Origin of the sequence: Paremcibacter congregatus, assembly GCF_006385135.1 — a bacterium.
In the GTDB taxonomy this organism is placed as follows: Bacteria; Pseudomonadota; Alphaproteobacteria; order Sphingomonadales; family Emcibacteraceae; genus Paremcibacter; species Paremcibacter congregatus.
The window spans coordinates 2,290,610-2,304,228 of record NZ_CP041025.1 but is presented as its reverse complement, the minus strand read 5'-3'; the positions used below and the strand labels follow the sequence as shown (position 1 = coordinate 2,304,228).

Annotated in this window: 7 protein-coding genes; 4 read left to right on the top strand and 3 right to left on the bottom strand. The window is 52.5% G+C overall.

Annotation, left to right across the window (positions count from 1 at the left end; genetic code table 11):
- The first annotated feature begins 76 nt into the window (after window positions 1-76).
- From FIV45_RS10435 to paaN, 4 genes are all read left to right on the top strand, one after another.
- Entirely contained in the window at window positions 77-1,612 is a 1,536-nt protein-coding gene (locus FIV45_RS10435; protein WP_099472331.1) for a carotenoid oxygenase family protein, read from the top strand.
- Between the two features lie 447 nt (window positions 1,613-2,059).
- Window positions 2,060-4,300, top strand: a complete 2,241-nt coding sequence (locus FIV45_RS10430) for a TonB-dependent receptor (RefSeq protein ID WP_235868149.1) — start codon at window positions 2,060-2,062, stop codon at window positions 4,298-4,300.
- A 66-nt stretch (window positions 4,301-4,366) separates the two neighbouring features.
- Window positions 4,367-4,810 (top strand): lipocalin-like domain-containing protein, encoded by a 444-nt coding sequence (locus FIV45_RS10425; RefSeq protein ID WP_099472294.1) that lies wholly within the window; start codon window positions 4,367-4,369, stop codon window positions 4,808-4,810.
- A complete protein-coding gene (gene paaN, locus FIV45_RS10420) occupies window positions 4,803-6,479 on the top strand; it encodes a phenylacetic acid degradation protein PaaN (protein WP_099472295.1) in 1,677 nt (558 codons plus the stop codon). Before FIV45_RS10425 ends, paaN begins: the two co-directional genes overlap by 8 nt.
- 78 nt (window positions 6,480-6,557) lie before the next feature.
- Here paaN and FIV45_RS10415 read toward each other — a convergent pair whose 3' ends face one another.
- The 3 genes from FIV45_RS10415 to FIV45_RS10405 all read right to left on the bottom strand — a co-directional run bounded on the left by FIV45_RS10415 (window position 6,558) and on the right by FIV45_RS10405 (window position 13,581).
- Window positions 6,558-8,348: an acyl-CoA dehydrogenase C-terminal domain-containing protein gene (locus FIV45_RS10415; RefSeq protein ID WP_099472296.1), complete on the bottom strand. Its 1,791-nt coding sequence runs from the start codon at window positions 8,346-8,348 to the stop codon at window positions 6,558-6,560.
- Window positions 8,349-8,361: 13 nt separating this feature from the next.
- Window positions 8,362-10,062, bottom strand: coding sequence for a class I adenylate-forming enzyme family protein (locus FIV45_RS10410; RefSeq protein ID WP_099472297.1), 1,701 nt, complete (start codon window positions 10,060-10,062; stop codon window positions 8,362-8,364).
- Between the two features lie 657 nt (window positions 10,063-10,719).
- The gene (locus tag FIV45_RS10405; RefSeq protein WP_099472298.1) at window positions 10,720-13,581 is read right to left on the bottom strand and encodes a TonB-dependent receptor; all 2,862 of its coding nucleotides are present in this window, start codon (window positions 13,579-13,581) and stop codon (window positions 10,720-10,722) included.
- Window positions 13,582-13,619: the final 38 nt, after the last annotated feature.

The window sequence follows — 13,619 nt, the reverse complement described above, 5'->3', positions numbered from 1 at the left end:
GATGTGGCCAAGGCGGCTTCAGACATATTTTAAACGGGACCTGACGGAAGGTTCCGACAAAATTGGGAAAATACATATGAGTGATGTTTTTGATCAGGATCGTGACTTGCCTTTGAGTGAGAGGTCAATCCGTACCCGAGCAGATGACGGGCGCCCGGCGCCGGATTCTCCCGCTTGGACCCAGAAGATAGACAATCCATATCTGCATGGGGTTTATGCCCCGACCACAGAGGAAATCGATGTGGCGGATCTGGAGGTGATCGGAGAGTTGCCGGACGATCTATATGGGGTTTACATGCGCAACGGCCCGAATCCGGTGTTTGAACCTAACTGCAAATATCATCCTTTCGATGGAGACGGGATGGTTTATGCGATTTATTTCAAGGATGGCAAGGCGTCCTATAAAAACCGCTGGGTGCGTACGGATGCCTTTCAGAAAGAAGCCGAGGCGGGCAAGGCCATCTGGCCGGGAATGATGGGGGAGCATGATTATTCTCTTGAAGGTTTCCCGGTCAAGGATACCTCGAATACGGATCTGCTGTATTTCAACGATGACATCGTTACATTATGGTATAATGCGGGCATTCCTTATACCCTCGACCGTCATACATTGAAAACCAAGGGCCGCGAGACTTTTAACGGCCAGTTAAAACGCGCTCTGTCGGCGCATGCCAAGATTGATCTGGAAAAGAATGAGCTGATTTTCTTCGATTACTGGGATGAACCACCCTATATGCTCTATGGCATTGCTGACAGCAACGGAAATGTGATTCATCAGGAAAATATTGAACTGCCCGGTCCGCGGCTACCCCATGACATTGGCTTTACGGAAAATTATGTCCTGTTACATGATTTGCCCTTTTTCCATGATATGGATATTTTGCAGCGCACGAAAAAGCGCATCGTTACTTTCCATCGGGATATGCCGACCCGTTTCGGGGTTCAGCCGCGCTATGGTAAAGGCAGTGAGGTGAAATGGTTCGATTGTGAACCCTGTTATATCCTGCATGTTGTTAATTGCTGGGAAGAGGGGGATTGGGTTATTCAGGTAGGTTGCCGCTCCACCAATCCCATGCCAAAGGCCAATCCGGAAGAGGGTGAATTGTCGCATATGATGGCCTATATGCGCCTTGAAGCCAATATGTATATTTGGAAGTTCAATATGAAAACCGGCGAGGTTGTCGAGGGTGATTTCGACAAGATGAACACAGAGTTCTGCCGGATCAACCCGCTTTATGGCGGCTTCAAGAACCGCTACAGCTATAACCAGTATATCATGACCAAAGAAGATGGGGCTACCACTTTGGCGTTTGGGGGATTGGTAAAATATGATTTGGAAAGCGGCGGTTATGAGCGCTGGGATTATGGGGATGGCATTTACGGCAGTGAAGCGCCTTTCTGTCCGCGCCGCGGGGCCACACGGCATGATCAGGAAGACGGTGGCTATGTCATCACCTATGTCACCAACAGCCATACCTGGCAATCAGAATGCCTGATCTTTGACGGAAAATGTATTTCAAAAGGACCCATTGCCCGGGTCAAGATGCCGCATCGCCTGCCTTATGGATTCCACGCCAACTGGGCGAGGGGCGAGGATATCTGGCGAGATTAATCGTAACACCGGAACGTGCGAGCGGCTTTAGTGCCGCTCCCGTTAAGTCCCTCATGAATCAATTTTCTAAATAAAATATCGGGTTGCGAAATAATTAGTTACTTGCTTGACAAGACCAACAATTTTTGCAATCCTTCACACATTAAATTGCATAACAAGACTTATAAAAATATAATAAGAAAAGATATCAATAATTCAGGGTGGCCAAGTCCTGGTTTCCGTAAAGCGGGGAAGGACAAGGAGGCCAGAAAGCAGGGTATTCGGATGAACAGCATGCTTCTCATGTTGAAGGGCCGACATCGTTGCGTAACACCCCATAAATTATTTTACTTTCTTCGTCGGGAGGACGGAGACACTTACGCCAAAAAGAGCAAAATACACAGGGAACGCAATATGAAATATAATAATCACCTACTAAATAATGTTACGGGAGTCATTTTGTCAGTGATGTCCCTGGGAAGTATGTCGAGTGTCGGGTTTGCCGCAGAGGAGGCATTTTCTCTGGAAGAGATCGTGGTGACCGCTCAGAAGCGCGCAGAGAATTTGCAGGATATTCCGCTGGCGATTACGGCCATGTCGGGCGATTTTCTGGAACAAGCGGGCATAACCGCTGTTGATGAGGTCTCCATGCGGACGCCGGGCTTCACCATGTCTCGCTATAATATGGCCCAGCCGCAGCTCTATATTCGTGGCATTGGCTCGACGGACGATTCCGCCTTTGGGGACCAGTCGGTGGGGATTTTCCTGGACGAGGTCTATATCGGCCGGGCCGGGGGAGCGGACTTTGATTTAATGGACTTGGAGCGGATCGAGGTTTTGCGCGGCCCGCAAGGCACATTGTACGGCAAGAATGTCGCCGGTGGGGCGGTGAATATTTTAACAAAAAAACCCTCTTCTGACACTCAGGTAAAACTGAAAGGCTCTTATGGTAATTTTAACCGTTATGAGCTGCGGGGGCTGGTAAACGGGGCTCTGTCCGATAATGTGGCGGCGAAGCTTAGCCTGTCGAAGGTCGAACGTGACGGGCATAGCGTCAGCGCGATAGATGGTACGAAACTTGGTGACGCCAATAATTTTTCGGCCCGGGGACAGATGCTCTTCACGCCTAATGACACCATGGAAATACTGCTGACCGCTGATTATTCCCGTGATCGTCTGGCGGGGAACAGTCGGGAATGTCTGGGGGAACAGTTTATCTTTTTCCCTTGGCTGGCGCCGGGCGCACCTTATGGCGCCAGTCCGTGCAGCGAAGACCGGCGTTTGAATGAAAAAACGGTGAACGGCTACCAGAACCGCGATGTCTGGGGTTTGTCGGCGAAAGTGACTGCGGAAACGGCGATCGGAGAATTTACCTCCATTACCGCTTATCGGGACAGTGAATTTGACTATCAGGAAGATTTCGACGGTTCAGACGCCAATCTTGTGATCAATAATGTTGACGAGAAAGCCCACCAGTTTTCACAGGAATTCCGCCTTGGGGATGTCTCGGAAGATGGACGGCTGAAATGGGTTGTCGGGTTGTATTATTTTACCGAAACAGTGAACCGGCTGGATAATAATGACTTTACCGGTAACGATACGGCGGTCTTTGCCACCCCGTCGCCGGTGCCGGGCCTGAGTTGGGGGCAATTCCTGCCTCTGATAGGGCAGACGGGCTGGGGGCTGGCGCCGTTTGATATTTTCTTTGATCAGAAAAATGTCACCAAAAGTTATGCCGGATTTGCCCAGGCAAGTTATGACATCGTGGATCAGGTAACCCTGACCCTCGGCGGACGGTATACCCATGAAAGCAAGGATGCGAATATCAACGGTTATGGCTTTGACCCGACAGGTGGATTTCTTGCGGGAACCTATGATGTCAATCCGAGTAAAAGCTGGAATAGCTTTATTCCGAAGGCCAGTCTGAATTACCGCATGACAGAAGATGCAATGGTTTATGTCAGCTATTCCCAAGGGTTTAAAAGCGGTGGTTTCAACGGTTCCGCCGCGTCCGAGGCAGCGGCGCTGCAAGGGTTTGATCCGGAAAAGGCCAAACAGTGGGAAGTGGGGCTGAAGTCCATGATGCTGGACGATAAACTGCGCCTTAACCTGACTGCTTTCTACATTGACTATACGGATCTGCAGATATTCAAGCTGGTCAATGGCTCAACTCTGGTGATCGAGAATGCGGCCAATGCCAGCAGTCAGGGCTTTGAGGCAGAGTTGACAGCTGCGGTAACGGAAAGCCTGACCGTGACGGCCAACTATGCTTATCTGGATACCAAATACAAAGATTATATTACTGAAACCGGGGTGGATTATTCCGGAAATGATCTGACCCGGGCGCCGCGCAACAGTTTTAATCTGGGCGCGAGTAATGTGACGGATATCGCGGACTGGGGGCAACTGACGATCGCCGCCAACTGGTCTTATCGCGACAAGATCTATTTTGATGGTGCCAATAAACACTTCAGCACCGGAGAGGTCTGGATCGGTGACGATTCACGTCACATGGTTGATGCGCATATTGCACTGGACCTTGTGGATCAGGGCATGCAGATTAAATTATGGGGTAAAAACCTCACCGATGCGCTTTACCGTACTCACGGCATTGATGGGTCGGGGCCCTTCGATCTAACGGAGAATGCGGCGGTGGTCTATGGCATGCCGCGCACTTACGGTGTGACCCTGACGTGGGAATTTAATTAGGGCGACATAAAATTTACCTATCAGGCGGCGGTATATCTGCCGCCTGATTTTTATCAGGAGAATGCAATGGCGGCTCGAGAAAAACTAATTGGCACCTGGAAGCTGGTGAGTTGGGAAATCAGCTATTCACCGGATGGGGCCGTCACCTGTCCCTTTGGTCAGAATCCTGAAGGGATACTGATATATAGCCCGGACGGTTATATGTCTGCCAATATCAGCCAGGCGGACAGGTCCCGGTTCAATAGCGCCAGTGTGCGTAAGGCATCCGAGGTCGAAAAATGCATGGCCTTTGAAAGTAATTTCAGTTACGCGGGCCCTTTTACTATTGAAGGGGATCATGTGGTCCATCGGGTTGATCACTCCCTTAATCCGATGATGGTCGGCACCATTCAGCGCCGGCATATGGAATTCATTGATCGAAGTCTTGTTTTGTCTGCGTCGGAAACCCTGGGAGAGAAGAGCCGTCGTCATCGCCTGCACTGGGTAAAAGCGGAGCCAAACCATGACTGAGCTATATAAAAAACATAAAGGGACTTTAGAAAAAGCCATAGAGGTCTGCCGCAAGCGCTATAGCTGGAGCCCGTTTATCGATAATCCCAGCGCAAAAATTCATGGAGAAGAGGCGTTAAAAAATGGCAAGGCGGCCTTTGAGGCTCATCTGGGAAGAAGTTTTGACCTTGACCAACCGGGAACCATTGGCCGCGTAGGGCATGAGATATCGCCCTATACTCAGGCGCCGCTGAACATTGATTACCCCAAAGCGGATGTGGATCAGCTTTTTAGTGCCGCCAAAGCCGCCTTGCCAGCTTGGCGTGATGCCGGGCCTGCTGCGCGCGCCGGTGTGATTATTGAAATCCTCACGCGCCTGTCGCAGGAAACATTCGAAAATGCCTTTGCCACCATGCATACGGCCGGGCAGAGCTTTCCCATGGCTTTCGCAGGCAGTGGCTCCAACGCGCTGGACCGGGGAATGGAGGCCCTGGCCCATGCGATGATTGCCCAGCGTGAAGTGCCGGAAAATGCCCTCTGGGAAAAGAATTTTGGCAAGGACACCATTCGCCTGCAAAAGGATTACCGTTTAATGCCGCGTGGTGTTGGCCTGGTGATTTGTTGCGCGACCTTTCCAGCCTGGAATGCCTATCCGGCGATGGTCGCGAGCCTGGCCACCGGCAATCCGGTGATCGTGAAACCGCACCCCAACGGCATATTGCCCATGGCCATCGCGGTGCGGCGGTTTAGGGAGATTTTAAACGACTGTGGGTTTGATCCCAATCTGGTGCTGCTGGCGGCGGATGAGATATCTGCGCCGGTCACCAAACAACTGATCCACCATCCCGGCTGCGCTATTGTTGATTTTACCGGAAGTGCGCGCTTTGGCCAATGGGTTGAGGAGAATTCCGGCCGGTCGCTCGTCTATACGGAAACCGCCGGGGTGAACAGTGTCATTGTGGAATCCGCCCATGACCTGACAGCGGTGATCACGTCTGTCGCCAGGACCCTTTGTCTTTTTTCGGCCCAGATGTGCACCAGTCCGCAAAATATCTATATTCCGGCGCAGGGCGTGCGAGACGGAGATCGTCTGGTGCCTTATGAAGAGGTCGTTGAAAGGTTGGTCGCAGAGGTGAAATCTCTGTCAGAGAATATCAAGATTGCTCCCAATTTGTTCGGAGCCTTGCAGTCTGATGTCTCGCTAAAGCTCTTGGAGGATTTAGAAAAACGGGGGGCAGAGCGGGGGACAATATTGAAAGCACATCATGCCTACGATCATCCCGATTTTCCCCAGGCCCGGACAGCGACTCCCCTGATGATAGAACTCGATATTTCTGATCGGGATTTTTATCAGGAGGAGGTGTTCGCGCCGGTAGCTTTTGTCATCAAGGCAAAAAACCGGGAGCAGGCCCTGGCGCAGGCGACGTCTGATGTGCAAACCCATGGGGCGATCGCAAGTTATTTCTATTCTTCTGATCCGGACTTTTTATCGTCCGGGCAAAATGCCTTTGCCGAGGCGGGGGCGTCTCTGACGTGTAATTTGACGGGTAATATGCCGCTTAACTTTGCCGCCGCTTATAGTGATTATCACGTTACAGGACTTAATCCGGCGGGAAACGCCTGTCTTGCGGACCTGGCTTTCGTGGCGGATCGTTTCAGGATTGTTCAGATCCGCTATCCGATGTCCTGATGTAAAAAAAGCCCCGCCTTCCATAAGGGAGGGCAGGGCATTAGGTTGCGCACGAGTAGCGAGAGGCTTTGTTCTGCGTTAGAAGTCCTCCGCATCCAGCGCCATCATGCAATCGGCGCCGCTTTTCAGTCTTTCCAGATGAGACAGAATATCAGGCAGCATCCGCGCCATATAGAAACGGGCCGTGATCAGTTTATTGCGATAGAACTTCTGATTGCCTTTGCCGCTGTCCATTCCGTTGAGTGCCGCCAGCGCCATGCGGTTCCACATATAAGCCATTGCCGTATGGGCCATCAAACTGAGATATTCCATTGAAGAGGCTGCGGCATGGTCCGGTGATTTTGCTGCATTCTCCATCAGCCATAAGGTCGCCTGTTGCAAATGATCCATCGCCTGACCGAGCGGGCCGATGAATTCAGCCATCGCCGCATTGTTTCGATGTGTTTCAATAAAAGATTGCAGCGTACTGAGGAACAACTGGGCCGCACGGCCTCCGTTGGCGGGTAATTTGCGCCCGACCAGATCCAGGCCGTGAATGCCGTTGGCCCCCTCATAAATCTGTGTGATGCGACAGTCACGGACATATTGCTCCATACCGGTTTCGACCACATAGCCATGTCCGCCAAAGATTTGCATGTTGGTATTGGTATATTCATAGCCCTTGTCCGTGAAGAAAGCCTTGATCACCGGGGTCAGAAGATCAAGAAGATCATGGGCGTCCTGACGGGCTTTTTCATCGGGTAATTTTTCCGCCAGATCTACCTGCAACGCGATCCATAACGCCAGTGCCCGTGCGCCTTCGTTGAACGCCCGGGAGGTCATCAGCATGCGGCGCACATCGGGGTGAACAATGATTGGATCAGCGGCTTGATCCTGATTTTTCACGCCGCTGACCGATCGACCTTGTAACCGTTCACGGGCATAAATGGCCGCATTCTGGTAGGAGGCTTCCGAATGGCAGATGCCCTGGACAGAGACGCCGAGCCGCGCCGCATTCATCATGGTGAACATGGCGCGCATGCCCTTGAATTCATGACCGACCAAATAGCCGACGGCGTCTTCATATATCATTTCACAGGTGGAGTTGCCGTGGATGCCCATTTTATGTTCGATGGACCCGCAGCGTACCCCGTTGCGCTCTCCCGGGGCGCCAGCGCCATTCGGCAGAAACTTGGGAACCAGAAACAGGGAGACGCCTTTGAGGTTATCCGGCCCGCCTTCGGTTTTTGCGATCACCAGATGAATGATATTATCGGTGATGTCATGTTCACCGGAGGAGATAAATATCTTGGTGCCGGTGAGCCGGTAACTGCCATCGGTGCTTTTTGTCGCCCGGGTGCGCATGAGATTGAGATCTGTTCCGCATTGGGGCTCGGTCAAATTCATGGTGCCGGACCATTCGCCGCTGATTAATTTTGGCAGGTAGGTCTGTTTAAGAACATCGGATGCATGGGCTTGCAGGGCCTCGATGGCACCCTGGGTCAATCCGGGATAGGCGGCGAGGCCATGATTGGCGGAGACCAGCATTTCGTTGATGGCGAGCCCCAGAACATAGGGCATGCCTTGCCCGCCATATTCGGGATCGGCAGTAAGGCCGTTCCAGCCGCCATCAACATAAGTCTTGTAGGCCTGCTTGAATCCTTGAGGAGTTGTCACCTCTCCGTTCTGCCACTGGCAGCCTTCCGCATCGCCGGACTGGTTTAAGGGATGAAAAACTTCTTCGGTAACTTTCGCGCCCTCGCGCAATATGGCGGAGACGATATCCGGGGAGGTGTCCTGAAAACCAGGTAAATTTTTGTACTGATAGAGATCCAGAATATCCTGGAAGATAAATTCCATATCCACGACGGGAGCAGTATATGTGGTCATAGCGAGAACCCTTTTATGTCATATATTTTACAAGATCACGACGCACAACCTTGCCCATTGGGTTGCGGGGCAGGGCGTCGATGAGGCAAAGCTTTTCCGGTAGCTTGAAGGAGGCGATTTTCTGGTGCCGCAGATGGTCGGTGAGTTCCGTCAGGGTGAGGGATGTGTCTGGGTGAAGAACCACCATGGCACAGACCCGTTCACCAAATCCTTCGTCGGGATAGCCGACAACGGCGGCTTCCTTGACATGAGGGTGGCTGTCGATCAGGCCATCCAGTTCACCGGGGGAAATATTCATGCCGCCGCGGATGATTAGTTCTTTGCTGCGGCCAACATATTTATAAAAACGTGCCAGTTTTCCGTCGCCGGCGATCTGGAAGGTATCACCGGTTTTATAGTATCCCTGATCGTCAAATATGCCGGCATTGTCTGTATCAGAGCGGAAATATCCGTCAAAAATGGTGGCGCCGGTCAGGCGCAGTTCCCCGGACCTGCCGGGTTCTGTAATTTCTTCTTCTGTGTCGAGATCTACCAGGCGGCTTTTCATCCATCCGGCGGATTTCGCGGTCCAGTGAAAGCCATCAACACCGAAGCGGGGGAAATACTGGGCCCGTTGTTCCGGGTCGGGAATATCCTGCGGGCTGCTGAACAGGCTGGCGCCTTCGTTGGACCCAAAAAAATTCATCACCCCCAGATTATGTTTTTCCTGCCAACCGGCAACCATCCAGGGGGAGAGGGGGGCAGAGCCCGAGCCCAGACATTTAAGGCTGCTGAAATCGCTTTTGGCGAGAAGGTCTTCATTTTTTAAAAGAAGATTGAGGATCGCCGGGGCGGCAATGGTGTAATTGACTTTTTCTTCGGGCACTTGCTGCAGGAAAGTCTGGAGGTCAAAGGGATGATGCTGCACCAGAGTGCCCTGACACATCAACCAGGGGAACAGCATGCTGCCGATGGCCGCCATATTGACCATGGGGAAGGGATTGAGCAACACGTCGCCGATGTCAAGTGCGCCGGCTTCCGAACAGACAGTGCCGGTGGCAAACCAGTGGTTATGACTGCGCGGCACTCCTTTTGGATTGGCTTCGGTGCCGGAAGTCCAGCAGATGGTTAAAATATCATTGGCGGTCAGCACATGACTGTCTCGATACCTTGTTAGGATTTGCCTGTCCGTGTCACAGGCGGGTTCTAGTGTAAGAGGGTGACATCCATTTGAAGAAGTGTCGCCAAAACTGTAGATGATCTCAAGGTCCGGCAGGTCGGGGGACAGGGCCTGTATCATCTGCGCCGGTGCATGATCCTTGAAACGGGTTACGGTGACGATCGCTTTAGCCCTGGTGTGGGTGAGTATGTGGCTGATCTCATGTTCACGATATTGTACAGGGATTGGGCTAATAATCAGGCCCAGACGGGCGGCGGCAAGGATGACGATCACGCCTTCGACGATATTGGGGAGTTGGGTGCAGATGATGTCATCCTGCTGCAAACCATCCTGAATAAAACGTGCCGCCATATGATCCACCCGGTCGGCGAGCTCTTGGTAAGTGAGCCGCAGGGGGGAACCATCGGAAAAACTGGTGCGGTTCGGGGCGTCGACGAGGGCTGTTCTGTCCGCAGCAGTGTCGCAAGCCGCCTGAAATACATCATCCAGTGTACGTTCTCCCCACCATCCCCGGCTCGTATAAGAGGAAATTTTATCCGCAGAGGTTAATATCATCAGTGTTGCCCTTATACTTCAAACGGCGAGTTTTCTCGTCCGAATTTTCTCTATATTCTGTTTTCATGTTCTTGAGAAAGGATATTTTCCTTTCGAGGCAAAAGTATAAATTCTTAAGTCTTATTATGCAAGTTAAATAAAAATAGAAGTGAGCGATTTGGCCAGAATGGTGCAAAGGGAGCCGATGATCCGGCGGTCTATCGCTGTTGGATACGCCCTTGTTTAGGGGAGAGGTTTTTATTCAGTTGTAGCTATCCTGGCCTCGCAATAAAGGACTATTTATTGCTGATTGCAGAATGTTTACGTTACCGAAATTCCAATCAAGAATTTTTCCTCAACGAAGTCATGTACAGAAAGAAATGGCAAACTTTGTCCTTGTTATATAATACTCCCCTTTTTAAGGGGTTTAAGGCGCAGAGCTGCTAGGCAGTCAGGGGAGTATTCCTGTACCTTGGGCCAGTTTCTGTAGTAGCGTTATGCCGCCGACAGCTATATTGGGCTGTTCATGGTTATAAGTCCAGAGCCATTCTGTAGCGACATCCTTCCCGCAGGCCGCTTTCTGGAGCGAGCACCAACTTGTCTATATGTTGATCTTGTGATGGTTTTAACAAGGTAGAGGAGCGTCTTTGAACGTCCGTGTGCGGTTCGAGATCAATGTTAGAAGTTTTTCACCAGACGGAGGTAATAGCTGCCGCCGTTGATGCCGAAGGGGGCGGAGCGGCGGGGATAGGTAAAAATGCCGGGAGACTCGACGATGCCCGCAATGGAGCCTGCGCGCGCCTGTCCGATCAGATTAATGTCGGGGTAGACATTGAACAGGTTGTTCACGCCCAAGGTGATTTTCGATGATAGCTTTTCGAGAGAGTAGGACAGCTGTATATCGGTGAGCCATTTGTGGGAAAATTCCTGAATATTTTGATCCGGCCCTGATAAGATCGTGCAGCTCCCTTCACAAACAGTATAGGCGCCATGCATATTGTTGCGCAGCACCAGAGACCAGGGGCCATTGGTGTAATCAAGCGCGATATTGACCCGCGAAGAGGGTTGCCAGTCTTCAATGATGGCGCGATCCTGCAGGCTGAAGAGTTGCAGATTATCGACGCCTTCCAGGGGGGATGCGATCGAGCCTTCCTTGATCCGGGTGCGGGTCTTGTTGGCGGCGAGGCTGAGGCGTAACTTTTGGCCGGGTGCGAGCGGGATGTCGTAATGCACCACAAGGTCGACGCCTTCGGTTTTGGTATCGGCCATATTGGTGAAAAACTGACCGTCGGTGGCGCCCGTTGCCTCAGTGACCTCGGGGAAATTTTCCTCAATCGGGATGCTGCCGGTGATGGCGATCCGGTCGCGGATCGTGATGAGGTAATAGTCGGCCGTGATGGTCAGGTTTTTCAGCGGGGTGGCGATAAAACCAAGACTGAGGTTGGTGGAGGTCTCCGGTTTGAGGGCCGGAATGCCCAAGGCGCGGGCGACGGCGCTGTCGGTGCGGAAGGTGCCGCGCTCCTGAGAGACCGACCGGCCATTCACCTCAATGAACTGGGTATTGGTGCTGTTGAAAAATTTCTGCTGCATGGAGGGGGCGCGGAATCCGGTGCTGACCGATCCACGGGCCGCCAGGCCGGGGCTGATCTGATAGCGGGTGGCGAGTTTGGCGATCAGCTTGTTGCCGAAATCACTATAGTCTTCAAAGCGGGTCGCCAGATTGAGTAGCAGCGAGGGCGAAACATCAATTTCCATATCCGCATATATGGCAATGTTTGTCCTACTTTCATCGGCACTGTTGGCGGGGGACAGGCCCTTGAAAAGTTGAAAGCCGGCAGCGTAAGGCACTGGATTTATATCGCATCCGGGGCAGGTATAATTCAGGGTGCCACCGTCTGCATAGGACACCGGTTCGCCGGGAACAATTTGATAATGTTCCCTGTGCCATTCCAGACCGAAGGCAAAATGGGTCGTGTCGAGATATTTTGAGACATCCAGATTGACGGTGGACTGGTGAAGCTTGAGCGCGCCCGCGTTGGCGGACGTCGGACTATTCACCCCGAAGGAAGCATTGAGGGAATTATCGATGAGAAACTGAAATCGGTTGCCGCCGGTGGTCAGACTGCTGTCGAGGTAAAAATCATCCCCCAGGTCCCAGCGTCCACCCGCGGTGACGGAAAAATCTCGGATCCCGGCATTAAGTAGCGGTAGATAGCCATCGGGAAATATCTCGATCACCGTGCGGCTATATTCATTGGCGCGGCGGAAAAATCCTGTGGACTGATTGTTGCGGTCGGAATAGGTGCCGAACAGATAAAGCTCTGAATTATCGTGATAGGGCAGGCTGAGATTGAGCAGAAGGGTTTTTTGTTCGCTGTCGGACTCACCGATACGGAAATTGCGCCGGTCAAAACTTTCCTCACGGGGATCAACGGCCAGATTGCCGAAGCTGCAGGGCTCCTGATCGCCCGGATCATATTGCAGGCAGCCGCTCAAACCGGCCCGGTTGCTATGTTGCTTGTTACGATATTCGGCGGACAGGGTGAGACGCGCCCGGGGCAAGGGCGCAAAGCCGTAATTGGCGCTGACAACGAAAATGTCGCCATCGCCCTTATAGGTTTGGCCCCAGGATGAGGTGAGGGATCCGCCTTCCTGCTGATCTTTCAGGATGATATTGATCACACCGGCAATGGCGCTTGAACCATATTGAGCCGACGCGCCATCACGGAGAATTTCGATTTGTTTAATTGAGCTCGGCGGAATGGCGTTCATGTCGACACCGGTGGCGCCGCGTCCGACCGAGGTATTGACATGCACAAGGGCGCTGGAATGCCGGCGTTTGCCATTGACCAGCACAAGCGTCTGATCCGGGTTCAGACCGCGCAGGGTGGCGGGCTTCACGGCGTCGGTGCCATCTGAAATGCTCGAGGTGGAGAAATTGAAACTTGGATTGAGAAATTGTAATATCCGCCCTGTCTCCGTCTCGCCAGTGGTCATCATGTCTCGCCCGCCAATGGTATCGACCGGCACAGGGGTTTGAAGCGCCGTGCGTCCCCGGCCACGGGTACCGACGGATATCACTTCATCAATGAAGGCTTCCGCGTTTTCTGATGATGAGGCGGGGGTGGAATTCAGGGGTAGGGTTTCCTGCGCAGGCGGGGTGGCTTCACGCGGGGTGACGCGTCTGACGGTAACGGTATTTTCCTTGGAAAATTCATACTCGAATCCACTGTCCCGCAGCAACAGGCTGAGCGCGTCTTCAACAGTGTATTGACCGTCGAGCGGATCGATTTCTTTTTCGGTCTCGACCTCTTCCACATAGATCAACTGAATTCCGGCTTGTTGAGAGAAGGCCAGAAGTGCGGCGCGCAGGGGCTGTTTCCTGAGAGAAAAATGCAGGAGAAGCGGGGCGTTACCGGCTTGGTTACTGGCGGCCTGTGCGCCAGGCAAAGGGATAAAAAAGCTCAGCATTATAGCGCATATGGCGAACAGGGCCATATGGCGTCTCACCCAGGGCAGACGCGCGCCAGTGCTAATCATTCTGTCCTCTCTCTAGCGGACGGCCCTTAAAATGGACC